The sequence below is a fragment of the Pseudomonas sp. Irchel 3E20 genome (assembly GCF_900187645.1).
Classification (GTDB): Bacteria; Pseudomonadota; Gammaproteobacteria; order Pseudomonadales; family Pseudomonadaceae; genus Aquipseudomonas.
Window position 1 is genome coordinate 203,062 of sequence record NZ_FYEE01000006.1, and the last position, 24,412, is coordinate 227,473.

At 64.5% G+C, this 24,412-nt stretch carries 16 protein-coding genes; 9 read left to right on the top strand and 7 right to left on the bottom strand.

Annotation, left to right across the window (positions count from 1 at the left end; translation table 11 throughout):
* Positions 1 to 57: 57 nt before the first annotated feature.
* Positions 58 to 2,019 carry a choline transporter BetT gene (betT, locus tag CKW13_RS13830; protein ID WP_176465107.1) on the bottom strand — a complete coding sequence of 654 codons (1,962 nt, stop codon included), beginning with the start codon at positions 2,017 to 2,019 and terminating at the stop codon, positions 58 to 60.
* 496 nt (positions 2,020 to 2,515) lie between these two features.
* Positions 2,516 to 3,442, bottom strand: a complete 927-nt coding sequence (gene epsC, locus CKW13_RS13835; protein ID WP_095109184.1) for a serine O-acetyltransferase EpsC — start codon at positions 3,440 to 3,442, stop codon at positions 2,516 to 2,518.
* Between the two features lie 819 nt (positions 3,443 to 4,261).
* Between epsC and CKW13_RS13840 the strand changes: the two genes are divergently transcribed.
* The 7 genes from CKW13_RS13840 to CKW13_RS13870 all read left to right on the top strand — a co-directional run bounded on the left by CKW13_RS13840 (position 4,262) and on the right by CKW13_RS13870 (position 11,774).
* Positions 4,262 to 5,023 carry a hypothetical protein gene (locus tag CKW13_RS13840; protein ID WP_095109185.1) on the top strand — a complete coding sequence of 254 codons (762 nt, stop codon included), beginning with the start codon at positions 4,262 to 4,264 and terminating at the stop codon, positions 5,021 to 5,023.
* Positions 5,024 to 5,291: 268 nt separating this feature from the next.
* On the top strand, positions 5,292 to 6,533 hold the full coding sequence (locus CKW13_RS13845) for an SfnB family sulfur acquisition oxidoreductase (protein WP_095109186.1): 1,242 nt from the start codon (positions 5,292 to 5,294) through the stop codon (positions 6,531 to 6,533).
* A 38-nt stretch (positions 6,534 to 6,571) separates the two neighbouring features.
* Entirely contained in the window at positions 6,572 to 7,765 is a 1,194-nt protein-coding gene (locus tag CKW13_RS13850) for an SfnB family sulfur acquisition oxidoreductase (RefSeq protein WP_095109187.1), read from the top strand.
* Positions 7,765 to 9,126, top strand: a complete 1,362-nt coding sequence (locus CKW13_RS13855; protein WP_095109188.1) for an LLM class flavin-dependent oxidoreductase — start codon at positions 7,765 to 7,767, stop codon at positions 9,124 to 9,126. Before CKW13_RS13850 ends, CKW13_RS13855 begins: the two co-directional genes overlap by 1 nt.
* A gap of 80 nt (positions 9,127 to 9,206) precedes the next feature.
* A complete protein-coding gene (locus CKW13_RS13860; protein ID WP_095109189.1) occupies positions 9,207 to 10,016 on the top strand; it encodes a MetQ/NlpA family ABC transporter substrate-binding protein in 810 nt (269 codons plus the stop codon).
* Positions 10,017 to 10,018: 2 nt separating this feature from the next.
* Positions 10,019 to 11,140 carry a methionine ABC transporter ATP-binding protein gene (locus tag CKW13_RS13865; RefSeq protein WP_095109190.1) on the top strand — a complete coding sequence of 374 codons (1,122 nt, stop codon included), beginning with the start codon at positions 10,019 to 10,021 and terminating at the stop codon, positions 11,138 to 11,140.
* Positions 11,130 to 11,774, top strand: a complete 645-nt coding sequence (locus CKW13_RS13870; protein ID WP_095109191.1) for a methionine ABC transporter permease — start codon at positions 11,130 to 11,132, stop codon at positions 11,772 to 11,774. Before CKW13_RS13865 ends, CKW13_RS13870 begins: the two co-directional genes overlap by 11 nt.
* 48 nt (positions 11,775 to 11,822) lie before the next feature.
* Here CKW13_RS13870 and CKW13_RS13875 read toward each other — a convergent pair whose 3' ends face one another.
* The gene (locus CKW13_RS13875) at positions 11,823 to 14,288 is read right to left on the bottom strand and encodes an RHS repeat domain-containing protein (RefSeq protein ID WP_176465102.1); all 2,466 of its coding nucleotides are present in this window, start codon (positions 14,286 to 14,288) and stop codon (positions 11,823 to 11,825) included.
* 416 nt (positions 14,289 to 14,704) lie between these two features.
* Here CKW13_RS13875 and CKW13_RS13880 point away from each other — a divergent pair, with 416 nt between their 5' ends.
* Positions 14,705 to 15,331 (top strand): bifunctional 2-polyprenyl-6-hydroxyphenol methylase/3-demethylubiquinol 3-O-methyltransferase UbiG, encoded by a 627-nt coding sequence (locus CKW13_RS13880; protein WP_095109193.1) that lies wholly within the window; start codon positions 14,705 to 14,707, stop codon positions 15,329 to 15,331.
* A gap of 95 nt (positions 15,332 to 15,426) precedes the next feature.
* On the opposite strand, the gene CKW13_RS13885 is transcribed toward CKW13_RS13880, so the two are convergent.
* The 4 genes from CKW13_RS13885 to CKW13_RS13900 all read right to left on the bottom strand — a co-directional run bounded on the left by CKW13_RS13885 (position 15,427) and on the right by CKW13_RS13900 (position 22,995).
* Entirely contained in the window at positions 15,427 to 17,661 is a 2,235-nt protein-coding gene (locus CKW13_RS13885; protein ID WP_095109194.1) for a glycoside hydrolase, read from the bottom strand.
* 122 nt (positions 17,662 to 17,783) lie between these two features.
* Positions 17,784 to 20,837, bottom strand: coding sequence for an efflux RND transporter permease subunit (locus tag CKW13_RS13890; protein ID WP_095109195.1), 3,054 nt, complete (start codon positions 20,835 to 20,837; stop codon positions 17,784 to 17,786).
* Positions 20,834 to 21,904 (bottom strand): efflux RND transporter periplasmic adaptor subunit, encoded by a 1,071-nt coding sequence (locus CKW13_RS13895; RefSeq protein ID WP_095109196.1) that lies wholly within the window; start codon positions 21,902 to 21,904, stop codon positions 20,834 to 20,836. The genes CKW13_RS13890 and CKW13_RS13895 overlap by 4 nt, the downstream gene beginning before the upstream one ends.
* Complete coding sequence (locus CKW13_RS13900; protein ID WP_095109197.1) at positions 21,901 to 22,995, bottom strand: efflux RND transporter periplasmic adaptor subunit; 1,095 nt, start codon at positions 22,993 to 22,995, stop codon at positions 21,901 to 21,903. Before CKW13_RS13900 ends, CKW13_RS13895 begins: the two co-directional genes overlap by 4 nt.
* Positions 22,996 to 23,245: 250 nt before the next feature.
* Here CKW13_RS13900 and CKW13_RS13905 point away from each other — a divergent pair, with 250 nt between their 5' ends.
* Positions 23,246 to 24,406, top strand: a complete 1,161-nt coding sequence (locus CKW13_RS13905) for an AAA family ATPase (RefSeq protein ID WP_095109198.1) — start codon at positions 23,246 to 23,248, stop codon at positions 24,404 to 24,406.
* Positions 24,407 to 24,412: the final 6 nt, after the last annotated feature.

Below are 24,412 nucleotides of genomic sequence, written 5' to 3' on the forward strand. Positions count from 1 at the left end.
CAGGGGTTACGTAATGCCCTGTGGGCATAGGCGCGCTCGTGATGAGCCTCCCCAACCTCACCTGACCAAATGCAAAAACTGCATGTGCCGTTCGTACTGGTCGAGGATGTCGTTGATGATCTGCTCTTTGGTGTAGCCCATCAGGTCGTAGTCCTGGCTGCCTTCGGCCAGGTGCACTTCGGCCCGGTAGTAGCGGCGGTTACGCAGTTCCTTGGGGCCCATGCCGCCGCGGGCGAAGGACGGCGTGAAGTAACCGCGCATCTGCACCTGGTACACGAACGGGTGCTCGTCACCATGGCCGATCTCCAGGCTGACGCTGTCGTTGGCCGGGTCGGGCTGGGCGACGACGTTCAGGCCTTTCTCGACGAACACCGCCGTCACTTCCTCGATGGCCGGGCGCACCGTGGTGTCGAGGAAGCGGTAAACCTCATCGCGCGAAGGGAAATGCACCGCCTGGCTCAGGCGCTGGCGCCAACCACCCTTGCCCCGGCGCGAGGCCGAAACCGGTGCCAGGGAGTGCAACTGGGCGATCTGCTTCTGGGATTCGAGGTAAAACGCCTTGTGCAAGCCCCACATCATCAGCAGCAAGATCATCGAGAACGGCAACGAGGTCAGCACCACCGCCGACTTCAGCGAATCGATACTGCCGGCGAACAGCAGCGCGCTGGTCACCAGGGCCGTCATCGCGCCCCAGAACACCCGCAGCCACTTGGGCCCGTCTTCATCGGCGTTGCCGCCCCGGGCCGAGAGCGTGGACAGCACCACGGTGCCGGAATCCGCCGAGGTGACGAAGAATACAAAGCTGATGAACACCGTGACCGCGATCACGGTTTTGCCCCAGGGGTAGGTTTCCAGCAGTAGGTACAGGGTCATCGACGGGTTTTCCAGGGCCGACATGCCCAAGGCACTCATGCCGTGGTTGAGCACCAGATCGATGGCGCTGTTGCCGAAAATCGACATCCAGGCCAGGGTGAACCCCAGAGGGATCAGCAGCACGCCGAAGACGAATTCGCGGATCGTGCGGCCCCGGGAGATACGCGCGATAAACAGCCCGACAAAGGGCGACCACGCGATCCACCAGGCCCAATAGAACACCGTCCAACCGCCCAGCCAGTCGCTGGGCTTGTCGTAGGCGTACACGTCGAAACTCTTGGCCGGCAAGGCGCCGAGGTAGTCGCCCAGGTTCTGGATCAGGGTGTTGAGCAAGTGCTGGGTGGGCCCGGCGAACAGCACGAACAACAGCAACGCGCAGGCCAGCAGCATGTTGATGTCGGACATCACCCGCACGCCTTTATCGACGCCAGCGACGGCGACGATGATCGCCGCGCCCATCATCAGGGTTATCAGGCCGACCTGAATCCATTGGGTGTGGGCGATGCCGAACAGGTAATCCAGGCCGGAATTGAGGTGCAGCACGCCAAACCCCATGTCCGCGCCCAGGCCAAACACCGTGGCGATGATGCCGAAGCCATCCACCGCATAGCCGATGGGGCCGTTGATGCGCTTGCCGATCAACGGGTACAGGGCCGAACGCAGGGCCAGCGGCAGGTTATGCCGGTAGGCGAAGTACGCCAGGGCCATGCCGACAAAGGCAAACACACCCCAGCCGTGCAGGCCCCAGTGCAAAAACAGCACCTGCATGGCCTGGCGCGCCGCATCGGCGGTGCCAGCCTCGCCCTGGGGCGGTTGCAGCAGGTGCGTCAGGGGTTCGGAAACGCAGAAGAAAAACAGCGTGATGCTGATCCCCGCCGCGAACAACATCCCGGCCCATGACAGGTAACTGAACTCGGGCTCGTCGTGGTCGGCACCGAGCTTGATCTTGCCGTAGCCAGACAGCGCGGTGACCACCACGAAGACCAGATACAGGGTCATCGCCAGCATGTAATACCAGCCGACCGTATTGGCCGCCCAGTCCTGCGCCGCCAGCAACCAGGCGCCGGCCTCCTGCGGGAATGCGATCACCACCAGGCCGAACACCAGGATGAAACTGGCTGCGAAATAGAACACCGGCGCATTCATGCGCATCTGGCCGGAGGTAGGAGTAGACGATGCACTCATGGACGATGCACCTCAGGGATGGAAAAGGGGGCCGAAAAAAACGGACTCAGCAAAGGCAAGCCTCCTGTTGTGTACGGGCAGCGAACCACCGGTTTAACTTGAACGAGCGTTCAAGTTAAACATGGATAGGGTTCGAGGACTAATCGTAAGGCTCGCCAGTACTTTCGTACGCTAGCTCAAGGAAGGGTATGACGTGGGGTAAACAGTTTCGTTCAGCGTTAAAACCGTCGGCAGCGAGGCGATGGCTAGCCAAACACCATCGCGGGCTGGGCCCGCTCCCACAGAGCACGTTGCCTGAACCGAAAACCAACCCACACCACAGCCCTACTGTGGTGTGGGTGGGATTTTCATTTTTCCTCTGTGGGAGCGAGCCTGCTCGCGATGGCAGCCTAAGTGGCGGTGACGAATGGCAGGGGTAAGACAGTTGCTCCCACCGGCGATCTCTATTGCCCAGCCCCTACTTCTGCGTCCCATCATCATGTTGCAGGTTGGCCTGGGTCAGGTTGCAGCCGGGCGGAACGCTGCGGGTCAGCCAGACGTTGCCGCCGATGGTCGAGCCCTGGCCGATGGTGATACGCCCCAGGATGGTGGCGCCGGCGTAGATCACCACGTCGTCCTCGACAATCGGGTGGCGCGGGTGGCCTTTTTGCAGTTGGCCGTCCTCGTCCGCCGGGAAGCGCTTGGCGCCCAGGGTCACGGCTTGGTAGATGCGCACCCGCTCGCCGATGATCGCCGTTTCGCCAATCACTACGCCCGTACCGTGGTCGATAAAGAAGCTAGGGCCGATCTGCGCGCCGGGGTGGATGTCGATGCCGGTGGCCGAGTGGGCTATTTCCGAACTGATGCGCGCCAGTAACGGCAACCCGGCGCGGTACAGGTGGTGGGCCAGGCGATGGTGGATCACCGCCAGAATGCCGGGGTAGCACAGCAGCACTTCATCCACGCTGCGGGCGGCCGGGTCGCCATGGTAGGCGGCCAGCACGTCGGTATCCAGCAGGCTGCGCAGGCCCGGCAGGGCCAGGGCGAAGTCCTGGATCAACGCGATGGCGCGGGCCTCCACCTCTTCATCGACCCGGGCGCTCTGGCGCGCCACGTAGCGCAACTCCAGGCGCGCCTGGCAGAGCAACGCGTTCAGCGCCACGTCCAGGGTGTGGCCGACGTAAAAGTCCTCGCTCTCTTCACGCAGGTCAACCGGCCCCAGGCGCATGGGGAACAACGCTCCGCACAAGGCTTCGAGGATCTCGGCCATCGCCGCCCGGGACGGTAATTCCCGCCCGCCCTGCTCGCCGCTGATGCGGCCATTTTGCGAACGCCACTGATCGCGGGCGGCCCGCAGTTGGCCGACGATGGTCTGCAATTGCCAATGGCTGGATCGCGCACTCACGGTAGAACTCCTCACACTGACGGCGGCAAAAATGGCCTCCACTTTACGGCACGCCGCCCAGCGCCGTTTAAGAACCGTTTGTATGGTGGCCAGCACATTCGGGCATAAGCCGTTGGCAGTCACTCCTGGCAGCGGCGGCCTGAACTCCGCCGCCGTGGTGCTGGCCGGCGCTCAACAACAAGCCAGGTGAGGTAGCCACAGCCCCTGCCAGGGTTTTTCGATAAAGGCGTGAGTGCTGAACAAGGCATTGTTTGCCGCCCCCAACATGGGCGCACCCGAGAGTTTTCGAGCAAGTTACCGAACTCTGTCGCACCCTAAAGTTTCATTTCAACTCAATGAATTTTTATTTCTCTTCCTTACCGGCATACTCCACTCATCGGCGCTCGCACCCTTATTAAATCGGTATAACTTATCGAAGTTCACACTCTAGAACTTCGCAGGCACTACATATCTATATCGAGCAACATTAAATTCACCCAGCGCTTGTAACAACACGCCCTTATCCCCGTCTACAGCAGCGCTTACAACCTCCATTTCAACGCGGCTATATCGGCATAAAGTTCGCTAAGGGCCAGCGCTTAATGCCAATTCTAAGTAGGAGTTTTCTGAACAAATCTCTATTTACAAGTTCACTCCCGCGCGCCCTTGACACTGTAACAAGTAAGCACTTATCTGTTTAATACCGATCACCCCACAACAACTTAAACTCCAACCGCACCCATATTGAACGCGCAACTTATGACGCCCCACGGATGTTCCTTTTCAACATCCAGGGCCGTTCAGAAACGGACTTCGCTGCACTGTTTCAAGGAGAACACCATGACCCGTACCGCCCCCCAACCCGAGCTGGCTGCTCCCAGCCTGTCCTGTTCCCACAAGCACAACGTCAATGCGACCAACGCCGCCCACCTGCTCATCGATATCGCGCCCTACCCTGGCATGGATGAGGGTGACCTGATCGAGCTGTTCTGGGACGACTGCTATGTCACCTCCACCGTGCTGGCAGCCGCCGACATCGGCCAAACCATCAGCCTGCGGGTCCCCGAAAGCTTTATCCGCAACGGCACATCGTGCGTCCACTACCGCCTCATGCACGTGGGCCACGGCCCGCTGCTCTCGGCGGCGCGGCGGGTGCAGGTCAAGCTCGACTGCCCCGGGGGCCAGCCATCGCCCCTGTGCGGCGACGAGAATCAGAGCCTGGAACCCTTGGCCATCCCTGGCGCCATTCGCCGCCAGGGGGTGAACGCCAACCAGGTCAAACGCGGCGTGCCACTGACCATCGCGCCGTACCTGAACATGGCCGCCGAGGATGAAATCACCCTGCGCTGGGGCGACGTGCGCCTGGACCTGCCCAAGGTGCGCGCCGACGAGGTGGGCAAGCCGATCAACATCTGGGTGCCGCCGGCCGTGATCCTGGAGGCCGGCGAAGACAACCAGTTGGAAATCACCTATTGCATCCTCGACCGCGCCGGCAACAACTCACGCTGGGCGCCGCCGCGCAAGCTGCGCATCGGCTGTGCCACCCCCTACCAGATCCCCGCCAGGCCCGCGCTGCAAGCCGCCGAAACCCGGCGCGGCTGACCCTCGCCCCTGTAGCCGCCAATGGCTACAGGGGCGGGCCTGCCTTGCCCCGAAGCCTCGTTCTGACCTTCTATGCATATTCCTAAAAGTTAGTTTATTAATTATTTATACGCGCTTAGGGTATATGCACCGGACCACCGGACATTCTTGTTTTCGTTTTCGCCGCCCATCGGCGGCGTTCCATGAGATGTGAGGTAGGTATGGTCCGGAACACAATTTCCCCAGTGCATAACGCCAGGGCATTGCGTGCAGCCAAGGAGCGGCGCTGATGTCCACACTGGCCGATGCACCCCTGTCCAGCGACCTGGACATCGCCCCGCTGCTGCTGCCCGCCCAAGTGCTGCGCAACGACGCCCAAGCCCTGCTGGCGGCCCGCGAGCTGGCGCAAACCGCACGCCAACACGCTGCCCGGCGCGACCAGCAGCGGCGCTTGCCGTGGTCGGAAATCGAACAGTTCACCCGCAGCGGCCTGGGCAGCATCTCGGTGCCGCGCCAGTACGGCGGCCCGCAGGTGTCGTTCGCGACCGTGGCCGAGGTGTTCGCGATTATCTCGGCGGCCGACCCGGCGCTGGGGCAGATCCCGCAGAACCACTTCGGCATCCTCCACGTGCTGATCGACAGCGCCACCGAGGCGCAGAAAAAACAGCTGTTCAAAAGCATCCTCGACGGCTGGCGCATCGGCAACGCGGGCCCCGAACGCGGCACCCAAAACACCCTGACCCTCAAGGCCCGCCTCACCGCCCAGGGCGATAGCCTGCTGCTCAACGGCCAGAAGTTCTACTCCACCGGCGCCCTCTTCGCCCATTGGGTGGCGGTCAAGGCGCTCAACGATGACGGCAAGCAGGTCATGGCGTTCGTACGCCGGGGCACGCCGGGGCTGCGTATCGTCGATGACTGGTCAGGCTTTGGCCAGCGCACCACCGCCAGCGGCACCGTGCTGCTCAACAACGTGCCGGTGGATGCCGAGTTGGTCATCGATAACTGGCGCCTGAGCGAAACCCCCACGACCCAGGGCGCGGTCTCGCAATTGATCCAAGCCGCCATCGACCTGGGCATCGCCCGCGAAGCCATCGACGACAGCATCCGCTTCGTGCGGGAAAAGGCGCGGCCATGGATCGACGCCAACGTCGAGCGCGCCAGCGACGACCTCTACGTGATTGCCGACATCGGCAAACTGAAAATCGAATTGCACGCCGCCGAGGCGCTGCTGCGCAAGGCCGGCCAGGTGCTAGACGAAGTCAACGCGGCGCCGGTAACCGTCGCGTCGGCCGCCCGCGCGTCCATCGCGGTGGCCGAAGCCAAGGTGCTGACCACCGAACTGGCGCTACTGGCCAGTGAAAAGCTCTTCGAGCTGTCGGGCAGCCGCGCCACCCTCGCCGAATTCAACCTCGACCGCCACTGGCGCAACGCCCGGGTGCACACCCTGCACGACCCGGTGCGCTGGAAGTACCACGCCATCGGCGCCTATCGCCTCAATGGCAGCGTGCCGGCCAGGCATTCCTGGATCTGACGCCCCGCAGACTTTTGACCAGATCTCTGGAGAAACACATGACCTATTCCCCCCACGTCGCGGCGATTACCAGCGACGAGCAAGCCCTGATCGTCGCCAGCGACCTGGCCGAAGACTTCAAACGCGACAGCGCCCTGCGCGACCGCGAGCGCCGCTTGCCCCACGCCGAGCTGGAAGTGTTTTCCCGCTCCGGGCTGTGGGGCATCACGGTGCCCAAGGCTTACGGCGGCGCAGACGTGTCCCACGTCACCCTGGCCAAGGTCATCGCGCTGATCGCCCAGGCCGATGGCTCCCTGGGGCAGATCCCGCAGAACCACTTCTACGCCCTCGAAGTGCTGCGGGTGAACGGCACCCCCGCCCAGCAACAACGCCTCTACACCGAGGTGCTGGCCGGGCGGCGCTTTGGCAATGCCTTGGCCGAACTGGGCACCAAGAACGCCCACGAACGCACCACCCAACTGCGCCGCGACGGCGCCGGTTATCGCATCGATGGCCGTAAGTTCTACGCCACCGGGGCCATCTATGCCCAGCGCATCCCCACCTCGGTGGTGGACGAACACGGCGTGCAGCAATTGGCCTTCGTCCCCGCTGACAGCCGCGGGCTCACCGTCATCGACGACTGGAGCGGCTTCGGCCAGCGCACCACCGGCAGCGGTTCGGTGGTGTTCGACAACGTCTACGTCGCCGCCGAGGACGTGATCCCGTTCCAGAGTGCCTTCGAGCGCCCCACGCCGGTGGGCCCGCTGGCGCAGCTTCTGCACGCCGCCATCGACACCGGCATCGCCCGCGCCGCGTTTGAAGATGCCCTGCATTTTGTGCGCACCAAGACCCGGCCGTGGATCGACGCCCTCAGCGACAAGGCCAGCGACGACCCCCTGACCCTGAAAAGCTTCGGCCACCTCAGCGCCCGCCTGCACGCCGCCGAAGCCCTGCTGGAGCGCGCCGGGGAATTCCTCGACCGCGCCCACGCCCAAGCCGACACGCAAACCGTGGCCGCCGCGTCCATCGCCGTCGCCGAGGCCCGGGCCATCAGCACCGAAGTGTCCCTGGCGGCGGGCAGCACCTTGTTCGAGCTGGCCGGCAGCCAAGCCACCCTGGCCGAACATGGCCTGGACCGCCACTGGCGCAACGCCCGCGTGCATACCCTGCATGACCCGGTGCGCTGGAAGTACCACGCCGTGGGCAACTACTACCTCAACGACGCAAACCCGCCACTGCGGGGGACGATCTGATGAGCCAGGGCGCGAAGAAAAAAATCCTCCTCAATGCCTTCAACATGAACTGCATCGGGCACATCAACCACGGCTTGTGGACCCACCCGCAAGACACCTCGACCCACTACAACACACTCGAGTATTGGACCGAACTGGCCCAATTGCTGGAGCGCGGCCTGTTCGATGGTTTGTTCCTCGCCGACATCGTCGGGGTGTACGACGTCTACCAGCACTCGGTGGCCGTGCCCCTCAAGGAGGCCATCCAGTTGCCGGTCAACGACCCGTTGCTGCTGGTCTCGGCCATGGCCGCCGTAACCCGACACCTGGGGTTCGGCCTGACCGCCAACCTCACCTATGAGCCGCCGTATCTGTTCGCCCGGCGCATGTCCAGCCTCGACCACCTGAGCCGTGGCCGGGTGGGCTGGAACATCGTCACCGGCTACCTCGACAGCGCCGCCAAAGCCATGGGCCTGAGCGAGCAGGTCGAACATGACCGGCGCTACGACCAGGCCGACGAGTACCTGCAAGTGCTCTACAAACTCTGGGAAGGCAGTTGGGAGGACGACGCGGTCATCAACGATTCGGTGCAGCGCATCTACGCCCGCCCGGACAAGGTGCACAAGGTTGAGCACCACGGCGAGTTCTACCAGGTCGAGGGCTATCACCTCTGCGAGCCGTCGCCGCAGCGCACACCGGTGCTGTTCCAGGCCGGCAGTTCCGAGCGCGGTTTGCAGTTCGCCGGGCAGCACGCCGAATGCGTGTTCATCAGCGGCCAGAACAAGGCCGCGACCCGGGCCCAGGTGGACAAGGTACGCGCCAGCGCCGTCGCGGCCGGGCGTAACCCGAACGACATCAAGGTGTTCATGGGCCTGAACGTGATTGTCGGCGCCACCGAACAAGAGGCCCTGGCCAAGCAGGCCGAGTACCGCCACTACGCCAGCGCCGAGGCGGGGGTGGCGCATTTTTCCAGCTCCACCGGCATCGACTTTGCCCAATACGCACTGGACGAACCGATCCAGCACGTCAAGGGCAACGCCATCCAATCGGCGACCAAGATCCTGCAAAACAACGACTGGACCCGGCGCAAATTGCTCGACCAGCACGCCTTGGGCGGGCGCTACATCACCCTGGTGGGCAGCGCCGAGCAAGTGGCCGATGAACTGGAATCCTGGATCGGCGAAACCGGCCTGGACGGCTTCAACCTGACCCGCATCGTCACCCCGCAAAGCTATGTCGATTTCATCGACCTGGTGATCCCCGAACTGCAACGGCGCGGCTCGTACAAAACCGCCTACGACAGCGGCACCCTGCGGGAAAAACTGTTCCACGAACACCCGCGCCTGCCCCAGCGGCACACCGGCGCCCAGTACCGCCACTGATTTTTTATGCCAGTGAACACCCCCTCCCACAGGGAGATGGATGCCAGATACCACCCACCTTTATTGACTGGAAACCGACCATGAATAACCAACGCCTCAGCCACCCAGTCAAAGCACTGGCCCTCGCCTTCGGGCTCTTGAGTTCGACCGTTTTCGCCGCCGAGGCGCCGCTCAAGGTCGGCACCACCGCGGCGTTCGCCATCCCCCTGGAGGCCGCCGTGCAAGAGGCCGGCAAGCAGGGCCTGAAGGTCGAACTGGTGGAGTTCAGCGACTGGATCGCGCCCAACGTCAGCCTCGCGGCGGGGGATATCGACGTGAACTACTTCCAGCACATCCCCTTTCTGGAAAACGCCAAAGCCGCCGCCGGTTTCGACCTGGTGCCGTTCAAGCCCGGGATCATCAACAACGTTGGCCTGTACTCGAAAAAGTACAAAAGCTTCGCCGAACTGCCCCAGGGCGCCAGCGTGGCCATCGCCAACGACCCGATCAACAGCGGCCGCGGCCTGCAATTGCTGGCCAAGGCCGGGCTTATCAGCCTCAAACCGGGCGTGGGCTACAAGGCCACCGAAGACGACATCATCGCCAACCCCAAGGGCATCAAGCTCCTGCAAGTCGAAGCGGTACAACTGGTGCGCGCCTATGACGACGCCGACCTGGTGCAGGGCTACCCGGCCTATATCCGCCTGGCGAACACCTTCGATGCCGGCTCCGCCCTGCTGTTCGACGGCCTCGACCACAAGGAATACGTGATCCAGTTCGTCATCCAGCCCGAGAAAAAAGACGACCCGCGCCTGATTAAGTTCGTCGACATCTACCAGCACTCGCCGGCAGTGCGCGCCGCCCTGGATAAAGCCCACGGCACGCTCTACCAAGCCGGCTGGGAAGGCTGACCATGGGTGCCACCACCGCCCTGCGGCGCACGGCCCCGGCCACGCCCCACACCGCCAGCCCCAGCGAGCTGCACCCGCAACTCAACCACGCCCATGTGCGCTTTGTCGGCCTGGGCAAGACTTACCCCGGCCAGCACGGCCCGGTGGCGGCCCTGCACGGTATCGACCTGGCGATCCAGCGCGGCGAAGTGTTCGGCATCATCGGCCGCAGCGGCGCGGGCAAGTCGTCGCTGATCCGCACCATCAATCGCCTGGAACAACCCAGCAGCGGCCGGGTGCTGATCGACCAGGTGGACATCGGCGAGTTCGACGAAGACCAACTCGTGGCCCTGCGCCGGCGCATCGGCATGATCTTCCAGCACTTCAACCTGATGTCGGCCAAGACCGTGTGGCAGAACGTCGAGCTGGCGCTCAAAGTCGCAGGCGTGGCCAAGGCCCAGCGCCAGCACAAGGTGCGCGAGTTGCTGGAGCTGGTGGGCCTGCACGACAAACACCAGGCCTACCCGGCGCAGTTGTCCGGCGGGCAAAAGCAACGGGTGGGCATCGCCCGCGCGCTGGTCCACGACCCCGAGATTCTCCTGTGCGACGAAGCGACCTCGGCCCTGGACCCGGAAACCACCCAGTCGATCCTCGGCCTGCTGCGCCAGATCAACCAGCGCCTGGGCCTGACCATCGTGCTGATTACCCACGAGATGGCGGTGATCCGCGAGGTTTGCGACCGCGTGGTGGTGCTCGAACACGGCCGCATCGTCGAGCAAGGGCCGGTGTGGGAAGTGTTCGGCGACCCGCAACACGAGGTCAGCCAAACCCTGCTGGCGCCGCTGCAACATGCCTTGCCGGCCGAGCTGCAAACCCGCCTGCACACGGCGCCGCCATCCTCGGACGCGGCCGTGGTGCTGCGTTTGCAGTTCACCGGCGCCAGCGACGAACCCGACCTGGCGGCGTTGTTCAGCGCCCTTGGCGGGCGGGTGCGCCTGTTGCAGGGCGGCGTCGAACGTATCCAGGGCCACGCCCTGGGCCAACTGCTGCTGGCGGTCAGCGGCTCGTCCCTGGGCGCCGCAGAACTGCGCCAACGCGCCCGCCAGTGGGCGCCCCGCACGGAGGTACTGGGTTATGTGGTTTGATCGGTTGCTACAAGGTTTTATCGACACCTTTTTGATGGTCGGCGTGTCGTCGCTGATCGCCTTGCTGGCGGGTATTCCACTGGCAGTGATTCTGGTCACCAGCAGCCCCGGCGGGATCTTCCAGGCGCCCGCGCTGAACCGGGTGCTGGGAGCGTTCGTCAACCTGTTCCGCTCCATCCCGTTCCTGATCCTGATGGTGGCGCTGATCCCCTTCACCCGCCTGATCGTCGGCACCACCTACGGCGTGTGGGCCGCCGTGGTGCCGCTGACCATCGCCGCCACACCGTTCTTCGCGCGCATCGCCGAAGTCAGCCTGCGCGAGGTGGACCACGGCCTGATCGAAGCGGCCCAGGCCATGGGCTGCCGGCGCTGGCATATCGTCTGGCACGTGCTGCTGCCCGAAGCCCTACCCGGCATCGTCGGCGGCTTCACCATCACCCTGGTGACCATGATTAACTCCTCGGCCATGGCCGGTGCCATCGGCGCCGGCGGCCTGGGCGACATCGCCTACCGCTACGGCTACCAGCGCTTCGACAGCCAGATCATGCTCACCGTGATCGTGCTGCTGGTACTGCTGGTGGCGGCGATCCAACTGGGCGGGGATCGCCTGGCGCGGGGGTTGAATAAGCGTTGAGACAGTAGCCAAGCGCAATCGTGACGGCACGATTGCGCGATCAAGGCGTCACGCCCCTGCCAACTGTTTTTTCCAAACCGCCTCATGCCCTAAAGAAAATACCAGCAAGCTAAATGAATCGGCGTTATTAAACAGTGTGTTCGTGCGCAACCCAGGCGTATCTTTAAGCGCTTTCTCTATATCTTCCGCTCGGCTCGCTCCAAACAATTTCACCCGATCTTCTTTGGAAAAATTCTTCTCTATGTATTGGGACAACACATTATCTTTATGCCCCATGGAAACCCTATCAGCCTCAAGTGCCTGCTGACTTGGGTCCGCAGGATTCAGCGTGTGGCCGGACGGGTAGTAAATACTGTCTGATTTCCCAAGTTTTATATGGCTCAACTCATGGACCAGCACCATGCCTGTGTACTTTGGAGATGTCTTCAAGGCAGCCTCAGTCATGAAAATTCGTTCATGCGGGTCTTTACGATAAGTAAAGGCATTGGTTCCATCCTTCATTTTCACCCAAACGAGTTGCTCCTTGCCTTGCTCCTGGGCTCTGAAGTCAAGAGCGTCAACCATGATCTGAACTTCAGACCGCAGTCGTTCCATGAACACTTTCGGCTCTGCTGACTTGCCATAAACACGACTAATAACCTCGCGGTACTTCCTTGGAATTTTCTCCATAGACAAAACGTTCAACGCTGCACCTGCTGCAACTTTTGCGTACTCAAGGCCCTCGTCGAGATTTCGTGCGGCGACCTCATCATGTTTTTTTATTTCCGAATAACCCCGCGCAACAAAACTCCCACCACTCATCTTTAATTGAATTTCCGACCCATCATATTTCCCCTTGTATTTAACCAGCCCGTGAAAATCGCGAAAGCGCACTGGATTATTACTTACAAAACAGAACCAGTTAATACCGCCGATATCCCCACCCGGATCCGCACTCACCCACCGCTGTAACCAAGGCGCGTAATAGCGATAGCCATAGTAATAAAGCCCTGTCGCATCGCGCTCTTTGCCCGAATAACGAAAGCTCTTGTAGTTGGCTTCAATTGCACTCGGCCCGGCCCACCACGCCGTACCGCCGAAGGGGTAATAACCTTCCTGGCTCAATAACGCGCCTTGCTCGTCCAGCTCCAGGGTGCAGGAGCCTAAATGGTCGCCCAGGGTGTAGCGAACCTGGTCGTTGCGGGTGCCGCCGGGTAACGCCTGGGCCCAGTGCAGCACGCACACTTGGCTGCGCCCGGCCTCGACCCTGAGCACATGGCGTTCTTCGCCACTGGCACTGTCGCGGTGCACCTCCAGCCCCGGCAGGTAGCGCACTTCGCTGCGCAGGGTGCGGCTGCGGGTTTGGCTCAGGCGTACCTTGCGCAGCCGTTGGCCGGGCTGTTGGTAGAGGTACTGTTCGCTGTCGTCGAGGCCGTCCTCGCGTTGCACCTGGGTGACGCGGCTCAACTGGTTCTGCCCGTCCCAGCTCATCAGTTGCCCGCGCTGCAACTCCAATTGGTTGCCGTTGGCGTCAAAGCCCCCGGCCAGGTCTTCTTCGCGGGCGCTGCTGCGGTTGCTGTCGGCGGCGGTGAACATCTGGAAGGTGGCGCTGGCGCTGTGTTGGCGCGTGCGCAGGTTGCCGGCGGCGTCGTAGGTGAAGGTCTGGGTGTAGGGGCGTAGCTGATTGGGATCAACGGCAGGCGACTGCCATGGGGGCAATTGCGGCCCATGGCTAGGCTGGGCGACTTCGCGGCCCGTGGCTTGAACCACTTGGTAGAGGCTGTCGTAGTGGTAGCGATTGAGCGGTTCGATGCGCCGGTTGCGGGCAAAACGGGTGGGCTGGGACGCATCCTCGATGCTCAGGATGTTGCCCACCGGGTCGTAGCCATAGCGCAAATCCTGCACGGTCTTGCCGCCCGTCGCCGTAGCCCGCAAGCGGTGCAGGCGCCCGTCCTCGGCGGCGTACTCGGCGGATAGCTGCACACCGTTGCCAGCGGTTTCCCGCTCGGGCTGGCCTGTGGCGTTGTAGTCGATAGCGCTCACCAGCCGCGTCGGCGTTTGCCCGGCGCCCGCCAGGGTGAGCCACGCCGCGCTCACTTGCCCGCCGCGGCCGTGGGTAAATCGCCGGAGGTTGCCCATGGCGTCGGTCTGCTCGCGCAGTTCACCGCAGGCGGTGTAGGCCTGTTGGTTGGCGAACGTTCCCGCCTCCAGCAAGGCGTCGCGGGCGGCTACGCTGACCGGCCAATCGGGCAGCGCCAGGCTGTCGAGAAAGCGGTTATGGTCCAGCAGCGGTTGGCCGGCCAGGTTGTATTCGACGAGCTGCCGGGTGCCAGCGCGGTGGTCGTGGCGCACCAAGCGTGCGCATTGGTTATGGCCGGCGTTCACCGCGCCGTAGCCCCAGCGCTCCACCACCCGGGGCGCCTGGCCGGCCAGTTGTTCGGTCATGGCGATGGGGCGCAGCTGTGGATCGAACTGGGTGTGGTGGCCAGTGCCGCGAGCGTCCCAACTCGACAGGGGCGCTTGGGCGACGCTCAACAGATGCAACTGCCAGCCGCCATCCACGCTGTCTGTCAGCAGCACCTGCGCCGAGAGGCTGTAGCGCGTCGTGAGGTTGGGCCGTTGCGCATGGCCCCACAAACGCGGATCCCACGCGGCCACCTGGCGCCACGCTGCATCGAACACTTGCCGGGTGATGCGCGGTTCGCTGGCCTGGGCGGCGGTTTCCCGGCAATAAGCCACGTGGCGAACCGGTAGGCCGCGGGGGTCGATGCCCCTCAGCGTCGGGGTGGCGGTGTCGTGGTTGGGCATGGTCGCGGCTCCACTCAGCAGGCAGGCCATAGCATGCGAGGTTTTTTTGCAGCCTGATACTGTCAGAAGTTACAGGTAGGCTGGCGCACCCGGCGCGGCAAAAGCGCTTATAGTCGAGGCCTCTCACCTTCTGCGCAGCCGCCATGAAACAGACCGCCGACGATCTCCAGCACATCACTGCCACCACCCTGGGCCATTACCAGCAGGTCGCCGAGGAGTTCCGCCACGGCACCCGCGACCACGATGTGAGCCAGAACATCGATGCGCTGTTGCGCCATATCCACGGGGTGGCGCCGTTCACCCTGCTGGATTTTGGCTGCGGCCCGGGGCGCGATTTGCAGACGTTCACTGGCCTGGGCCATGTGGCGGTGGGCCTGGACGGTTGCGAGCGCTTCGCGCAAATGGCCCGCGAAGACAGCGGCTGCGAGGTGTGGCAGCAAGACTTCCTCAGCCTGCAACTGCCGCCCGGGCACTTTGATGGGATCTTCGCCAATGCCGTGCTGTTCCACATCCCCAGCCAGGAACTGCCGCGGGTGTTGCGCCAATTGCAGGCCTGCCTGAAACCGGGCGGCGTGCTGTTTTGCTCCAACCCCCGGGGCGACAACCAGGAAGGCTGGAACGGCCCGCGCTACGGCGCCTACCACGACCTGGAAAACTGGCGCTTGCTGCTGACCGACGCAGGGCTCATCGAGCTGGAGCACTACTACCGCCCCGCCGGCCTACCCCGCGAGCAACAGCCTTGGTTGGCGAGTGTGTGGCGCAAGGGCTAGAGCGCCCCAGAGCAAACATTTCCCGCGCCTGGCCCGCCCATGTGTGGGAGCGGGCCCGCCCGCGATGGCGCCGGCGGGGTGACGGCGCACGCCGTTCAGTCGGCGCGGTAGACCATCACCCGCCCGTCCGCGACGAAGGCGGTGATGCTATGGCCGGGGAGGTCGCGGCCGTCAATTTTGCGCCGTTGACGGGTGAAGTTAGCCACCAGCCGGGTGCCGTCGGCGAAGGTGGTTTGCTGGACCTGGCGGTCGGCGCTGAGCCAACGGAAATCCGTGAGCACCTGGGTGGCCAGGCGTTGGTGCAGCGGGCGGAAGAAGCGGTCGTGGCGCTGGATCAGCGCCAGGCGCTGTTTGAGGGTGGCGGCGCTGAGGTGGTACAGCGGCGGCACGTTGTAGAGCAGTTGGGTGAGTTCGTTTTCCACCCGCACGTTGCTCAACTTGAGGTTATCGAACAGCCAGTGGTGGCTGGTGATGACCGAGCCATGGAACACCGCTTGGTACAGCGGCAGCCGCGTGGCCGGGGCGAAGTGCAGGCTGCGGTAGGGTTCCTTGAGGGGCGCGGGGCGAAAAAACACGCTGGGTTGCTGCGGCGGATACCAGTTGCCCAGGTAATAGGGCGATTGCTTGTCCTTGAAGTCTGCATCGCCCCAGCCGATCACCGGGGTCTGCATGCCATGGGCGAACAGAATGCCCTGGGCGGTGACGGCATTGCCGTCCTCGGAACCCACCGGCAATTGCAGGGTTTCGCCCACCCAACGGGCGGCGGCGATATTGCCTTGGGCCTGCTGCGCCTGGGTCATGGGCGCCTCGCGGCGGTAGCTGTCGAACAGCATGCCGGTAGCGTAGGCGTCGAGAAACCAACTGTTGAACCCCACACTCTCCTGCACGGCGCGGGTCCGCGCTTGCAGCAGGGGCCGCACGCAGCGCGGGTCGGTGTAGTGCCCCGCTTGCTGGAAGCCGCGCTTGGGCTGGCCATCGCGCAGCACGATGGCGCAGTCGCGGTTGGCCTGGGTGCCGAGGTGGGCGGTGACCCAGTCCGGGTTTTCAGCAGTGGCCAGGGCGGTCTGGTAGGAATCGTAGGGCGCCACCAAATAGCCAGCCGCGACCATGGCCCGCACGGTTTCTGGGTGCCACAGGCCCCCTTCCCAGCCGTCGCCCAGGCCCAGCCACAAGCGTGGCAGGCCGGTACTTTTGAGCTGTTCCAGGGTGCGCAGCGACAACCCCGCGCCCCAGCCCTGCGGGTCGGGGGCCAGAAAAACGGCAAACTCCCCGGCCACCCGCGCGCGCACCTGCCCGTAGGCGCGGCCGAGGGCTGAAAGGTCAGGCTCGTCGGTGGCACGCCACAGCTGCCGCGCCTGCTGATTGAGGGCGCGGTTCACGCCGCCCAGCAAAGCGTCGCGCTGGTAAGGCGTCAGGGGCAGGCTGGCGCTGGCGAGGACCTGCGCCGCCTCAGCGTCGAGGCGCTCGCGCAATTGAGCGGCCAGCGAACCCTGCGGGCCCGAGGCCAGGGCCTGCAACAACTGCCCCCAATCACGCACATCCTCGGCGCCCAGCAGGTCGTTACCCCACAGGTAGATATGGCTGGCGCCCAGCAATTGCCGGGCCTGGGGGCTGGCGAGCAGTTTGCTGCCCAGGCTTTCGTAGCGCCCGGTTTCCATCAGCCACTGGCGATAGCGCTTGGCCCCGGCCAATGGGTCGGCGTCGCCCAGGTACAGGCGCAGGGTCAAGGGTTCATCGGGTTTGAGGGCGGTGAATTCGTGGCTGGCGCTCAGGCCCAGGGCCTCGCCCTCGGCGCGAAAATGCAGGCGATTGTTGAATGGGTTGGTCAGCAGCCAATGCAGGCTGAAGTTGCCGTGGTCGCTGCCCCACAGCGGCAGGCTCAGGTCCTGGGTGGTGTTGATCGCGCCGTAGTCGAGCAGGTACGCCTGCCAGCGCCGGTCGCCACGTGGCACATAGCGGCCCTCGGTCAGCGGCCAGAGCAGGCCCCGGCCCATGGCGCTGCCCGGTTGCTCCAGGAAGGTCAGGCTGCCGGCCTCGCGGGCGCTGATGCTCAGCAGCAGTTCCCGTTGCTGGAGGCGGGCATTGACGGTGAAGGCGCCGTCGTCCCATTGCCAGTCGGCGCCCTCGGCGCTGCTCGACAATGCCCCGACGCGCCGTGCCTGGCCCCCGGCGGAGGCTTGCACCGCGTCGCCGTCGCGGGGGGTCACGCGGATCGCCAGGGTCGCAGGCTCCAGTTCGATGCGCCACAACGGGTTCTGCAGCTCGATGCGGGCCTGTGCCCAAGGCATGAACAGCACGGCACAGGCCAGCAGGACGTAACGCGGCAACATGGTCAGCCCCCTTTGCAATCAAGGGGGGCGAGGCTACGCCAGGTGGCCTTGGCGGCGCACTGGCGAGGCTTCCGATTTATGCGTCAGGCCCTTCCCGCGCGGGCGCGGGAAGGGCCTGACAGCTAGGCATCCTGGGGCGTCGGTTCCTTGATCTTGTACCAGGCCACATAGAGCGCGGGCAGGAACAGCAAAGTCAGCAGGGTGGCGACGATGATCCCGCCGATCATCGCGTAGGCCATCGGCCCCCAGAACACCTCCCGGGCGATGGGGATCATGCCCAGGCTGGCCGCTGCCGCCGTCAGCAGGATCGGCCGGCGGCGGTGCTCGGTGGCTTGCATCACCGCGTCCCACGGCGTGTAGCCGTCGCGCTCGAAGGCCTCGATCTGGGTCACCAGGATCACCGAGTTGCGGATGATGATGCCGATCAGCGCCAGGATGCCGAGGATCGCCACGAAGCCCATGGGCGTGCCCGTGGGCACCAGCGCCAGCACCACGCCAATCAGCCCCAGCGGCGCAACGCTGGCCACCAGGAACAGCTTCTGCACGCTGTGCAACTGGATCATCAGGAAGGTCGCCATCAAAAACAGCATCAGCGGCACGACTTTGGCGATCGGGCCTTGGGCCTTGGCGCTTTCTTCCACCGTGCCGCCGGTGGCCACCGAGTAGCCGGGCGGCAGGCTGGCGGCGAATTGGGCGATGGTGGGTTTGAGTTGCGCCACCAGGTCGGTGGGTTGGATTTCATCGCGCACGGCGGCCTTGATGGTGATGGTCGGCTTGCGATCGCGGCGCCAGACCAGCGGCTGTTCCAGCTCATAGCGCACTGTGGCGAAGGCCAGCAACGGGATGGAGATGCCACTGGGGGTGACGATTTGCAGGTTCTGCAGGGTTTGCGGCGAGCCACGTTCGGCATCGATGGCGCGCCCGACCACGTTGATGAGGTAGATGTCGTCGTCCACCTGGGTCACGGGCGCGCCGCTGACGATGCCATTCATCAGCTTGGCCACGTCTTCGGAGGACAGCCCCAATTGCCGCGCCTTGTCCTGGGCGATGTCGATGCGCAGGACTTTGCCCGGCTCGTTCCAGTCGTAAATGATCTCGCCGATGTGGCTGTTTTTGTCCAACTCGGTGGCCAGGGCGATGGCGTGCTTGCGCACCTGGTCGATGTCCTTGCCGCTGACCCGGTACTGGATCGGCCGCCCCACGGGCGGGCCCATTTCCAGGGCCTGGACGTAGCTACCGATGCCGACGAAGTCTTCGCGCAGGCGCTGGTTCAGGCGTGCGGTAAGGGCGGTGCGCGATTCCAGGCCTTTGCTGACGATCACCAGTTGGGCGTAGTAGGGGTTTTGCAGTTGTTGGTCCAGGGGCAGGTAGAAACGGATCGCACCTTCGCCGATGTAGGTGCTCCAGCGCAGCACGTCGGGGTCGTCCTTGAGGGTCGCTTCGAGGCGGTCCACGGCTTTGCGGGTTTCATCCAGCGAGGCGTTTTGCGGCAGGTTCAGGTCCACCAGGATTTCCGGGCGGTCGGACGAGGGGAAGAACTGGTTCTGCACAAAACGCATGCAGAACACCGACAGCACAAACAGCAGCACGGTGATGCCGATCGCCCACCAGCGGTTGCGCATGCACCACAGCAGCCCGCCGTTGAAGGCGCGCCCGACCCGGCCCGGCTCGGCGTTGTGGGCTTTGACCTTGGCGCTGAGGATGTGCACGCCCAGTACCGGGGCGAAGAGCACGGCGACGACCCAGGACACCAGCATGGCCACCGCGATCACCGCGAACAGGGTGAAGGTGTATTCCCCGGCGGAGCTGGCGTTGAGGCCGATGGGCACGAAACCGGCCACGGTCACCAGGGTGCCGGTAAGCATGGGAAACGCCGTGGAGGTGTAGGCGAAGGTGGCGGCCTGCTCCTTGGTTTCGCCCATTTCCAGGCGCGTGACCATCATTTCCACGGTAATCATCGCGTCGTCCACCAACAGGCCCAGGGCGATAATCAGTGCGCCGAGGGAGATGCGCTGCATGGTGATGCCGCTGTACTCCATGAACACGAACACCATGGCCAGCACCAACGGGATCGAGCACGCCACCACCAGCCCGGCGCGCACGCCCAGGCTGATGAAGCTGACGATCAGCACGATCACCACCGCCTCGAACAGCGCACTGGTAAAGCCGCCCACCGCTTCTTCCACCACTTCAGCCTGGTCCGAAACTTTGTGCACGCCCACACCCACCGGCAGGTCGGCGGTGAGGCTGTCCATGCGCGCATGCAGGGCCTTGCCGAAATCCTGGATATTGCCGCCCTTTTTCATGGCGATGGCCAAGCCAATGGCCGGTTGGCCGTTGAAGCGGAACATGGGCGTGGCCGGGTCGACGTAGCCGCGGCTGATTTCAGCAATGTCGGCCAGGCGATAGAAACGGTCGTTGAGCCGCAGGTTGACGTTGGCCAGGTCTTTTTCCGAGGCGAACTGCCCCGAGGTGCGCACCGAGATGCGCTCCGGCCCGGCGTCGATCACCCCGGCCGGGGTCACCGCGTTCTGGCTTTGCAGGCTTTGCACCACTTGGCGCTGGTCGATGCCCAGGGCCGCCAGTTTGCGCGTGGAGAAGTTGAGGTAGAGCACTTCGTCCTGCTCGCCGATCATCTCTACCTTGCCCAGGTTCGGCACTTCGCGGATTTCGGCGCGCACCTGCTCGACGTAGTCGCGCAACTGGCGCATCGACAGGCCATCGGCGGTGAAGGCGTAGACCGAGCCGTACACATCGCCGAATTCATCGTTGAACCCCGGCCCCTGCAGGCCCCGGGGGAAGTCGCCGCGAATGTCGTCGATCTTCTTGCGCACCTGGTACCAGATTTCGGGGATGTCCTTGGCACTGGTGGTGTCGCGCAGGAACACGAACACCGTCGACTCGCCGGGGCGGGTGTAGCTTTTCACGTAGTCGAGGGAATCGAGTTCTTCGAGCTTTTTCTCGATGCGGTCGGTGACCTGCTTAAGGGTTTCCTCCTGGGTCGCACCGGGCCAGCGGGTCTGGATCACCATGGTTTTGATGGTGAAGGACGGGTCTTCCTCGCGGCCCAGGTTGAGGTAGGAGAACACCCCCATCAGCAACGCGACGAACATCAAATACCAAACAAACGACTGGTGCTTGAGGGCCCATTCGGAGAGGTTGAAGCTGCCTTTCATCGTGGGCTGTCCTTATCGACTTTGACTTTTTGCCCCGGTTTGAGGCTGTTCACACCGGCACTGACCACCCGCTCACCCGCCACCACGCCGCCGGCCAGCACCACGCTGGCGCTGTCGCGGCTGAGCAGGCTGACGTCACGGGGGGCGACGGTTTGGGTCGCGTCGTCGATCACCCAGATCCGGGTTTTGCCGTCGCGCGTTTGCACGGCGCTGGCGGGCAACTCGATGCGGGGTGCAATGGCGGAGCTGAGGGTGACGCTGATGGCCGTGCCCAGGCGAAAGCCTTGTGGCGCCTGGGCCAGGGTCAGGCGTGCGCGGCGGGTGCGGGTGGCGCTTTGCGCCTGGGGTTCGATCTCGCGCACGGTGGCCAGGCTGTTGATGCTCGGGTCCAGTTGGGCGGCGACGGTGAAGACGACGTCTGCGGGCAAACGGTCGACGAGCACATCGGGCAGGTCGATCACCGCTTCCTTGATGTCGGGGCGCGCCAGGGTGACCACTTGCTGGCCCGCCGCGACCACTTGCCCGGCCTCGGCATTCCACGCGGTGACAATGGCCGCGTGGTCGGCGCGCAGTTCGCTGTAGGCCAATTGATCGCGGGCCTGGTTGACCGACGCCCGCGCCTGGGCCAGGGCGGCGGCGGTGGTTTTCAGGTCGGTATGGGCGATGTCCAGTTGGGCCTGGGCGCCCACGCCACGGTCGAACAACTGCTGCTGGCGACGCGCATTGGCCTGGGCGTTGATCCACTGCGCCTCGATGCGCGCCAGGTCGCCCTGGGCGGCACGCAATTGGTTCTGTTGGTCGGTGGGGTCGAGGGTGGCGAGCAGCGCGCCATCGGCCACTTCGCTGCCCACATCGACATTACGGCTGGCGATGCGCCCCGGCACGCGAAAGCCTATGTTGCTTTCGTAGCGCGCCTGGATGCTGCCGGCGAAACGCCCCAGGCTTTCTTCGGCCAAGGGTTGCACCTGCACCCACAACACCGGGCGCACCGGCTCGGGCGCCGGCGCCTCTTTGGAACACGCGGCCAGCGACAGGCTGGCGGCCAACAGCCAGGGGATGGGCTTCATGGCGCGTCTCCCTGGGAGGTGGGGGGCGTGGCGATCTCGACGCGCATGCCCGGGTGCAATAACTGGCCACCGGCAGTGACGACTTTTTCCCCTGCCTCAAGCCCCGCGCTGATGATGACCTTGCCGGTGAGGTAGCGCGCCACGGTGACCGGGCGCAACTGCGCCTTGCCGTCGTCATCGACCCACCACACGGCGGGTGCGCTTTCGTACTTGGTCAGGGCTGACCAGGGCAGTTCGACGCTGGCCAGGCTCGGCGCCCGGGCCGTGACGCTGACCACCGAGCCCAGGTCCATGCCCGCCGGCAACTCGCCGAGGCTGACCTTGACCTGCACGGTGCCGGTCTGCGCCGACACCGCCGGGGTGACTTCGCGCACTTTGCCGGTGGTCTTGACCGCCGGGTTGTCCAGCAGGCTGACCACCAGCGTCTGGTCGCTTGGCGGCGCCATCAACAGCGACTCGTAAACGTTGAACACCGCGTCCCGTTCGCCATCGCGGGCCAGGCTGAAAATCGGCACCGTGGCCTGCACCACTTGGCCCACTTCAGCCTGGCGCGCGGTAATCACCCCCGGCGCGTCAGCCACCAGCTCGGTGTAGCTCAGTTGCTCACGGGCGTTGGCCAGTTGCGCCTGGGCGGCCACCAGGGCGCTCTGGCTGCTGCGCAGGGCGGCTTGCGCGGCGTCGTATTCGCTCTGGCTGGTGTAGCCCTTGGGCAGGAGTTTTTGCTGGCGCACGAACGCCGCGCTGGCCTGGGCCACCCGCGCCTGCTCGGCGGCGACCTGGGCGCGGGCCGAATCGACATTGATCTGCAAGTCCTTGGGGTCCAGGCGCGCCAGCACTTGCCGGGCCGTCACCCGGTCGCTGACATTCACGAAGCGCTGGATGATCTTGCCGCCCACGCGAAACGACAACTCGGTCTGCACCCGCGCCTGCACATCGCCGGTGAGGGTCACGGACGCGGCAAAGTCGGTGGGCCGCACCTCCTGCACATACACCCGCGGCCGCGCCTTCTCGACGGCCGGCTTGTCCCCGCAGGCAGCGAGGGACAACAGCACAACCAGAGCCAATAATCCTTTAGATACACAACCGGCCATGCAGACTCCTTGGCGGCGATACAAGCGAGCAAGTGACTATGCGACTGTGAGCTTAGATCAGGGTTCCGTCTCTGCATGACGGCAGGCCCATGCTATGTTCAGCGGCCACGAAATCTCCCTTCCCCTGTAAGAGCGGGCTGGCGCGCCAGGGCGGTCTATCGGCGCCTCGCCCTGCGGTGAATGTACCGGCCTCATCGCGGGAGAGCCCGCTCCCACAGGGGTGAGGGCAACACAGCCATAGGACCTTGCCATGCTCCAAACCCTCGCGGTGGCCAATTACCGCTCTATCAACAATCTGGTGATCCCCTTGGGGCGGTTGAACCTGATTACCGGCCCCAACGGCAGCGGCAAGTCCAACCTGTACCGGGCCTTGCGCCTGTTGGCCGAAACGGCCCAGGGCGGGGTGGTCAACGCCCTGGCCCGCGAGGGTGGGCTGGAATCGACCTTTTGGGCCGGGCCGGCGTCCGTCAGCCGGCGCATGCGCAACGGCGAGGTGCCCATCGAGGCCAGCGTGCGCAGCGGCCCGGTGCGTTTGCACCTGGGGTTCACCGCAGAGGATTTCGGCTACGCCATTGCCCTGGGCTTGCCGACGCCGAGCCGGTCGCAGTTTGCCCTCGACCCGCAGATCAAGCACGAAGCCATCTGGTCTGGCCCGGTGTACCGCCCCGCCAGCCTGTTGGTGGAACGCAACGGCCCGATGGTTCGCGCCCGCGAGGGCCGCGCCTGGGACGTGCTGGCCCAGCACACGCCGGAGTTCGACAGCCTGTTCGACCAGGTCGGCAGCCTGCGCGCCTCGCCCGAGGTGCTGCATATGCGTGAGTTCATCCGCCGTTGGCGTTTTTACGATCACTTTCGCAGCGACGCCGAGGCCCCCGTGCGCCAGCCCCAACTGGGCACGCGCACGCCGGTGCTGCACCACGATGGCCGCGACCTGGCGGCGGCGCTGCAAACCATCATCGAGATCGGCGATGCCCAGGCCCTGCACGCGGCCATCAGCGATGCGTTCCCCGGTGCGCGGGTCAATATCGACCCGCTGCCGGGGGCGCGTTTCGCCATCGAGTTCCATCAGCAAGGGTTGCTGCGCCCGCTGTCCGCCGCCGAGCTGTCGGACGGCACCTTGCGCTACCTGCTGCTGATCGCTGCGCTGCTGACCCCGCGCCCGCCCAGCCTGATGGTGCTCAACGAGCCGGAAACCAGCCTGCACCCGGACCTGCTGCCGGCCCTGGCGCGCCTGATTATCCGCGTCTCGCAGCATTGCCAGGTGTGGGTGGTATCCCATGCCCGGCGCTTGATCTCGGCCTTACAGCAGGACCCTGAGTGCAACTGCATCGTGCTGGAAAAAAACTTCGGCCAGACCGAAATCGTCGGCCAAAAAGCGCTGGATCAACCGGCCTGGCATTGGCCGCACTGAAAGGGC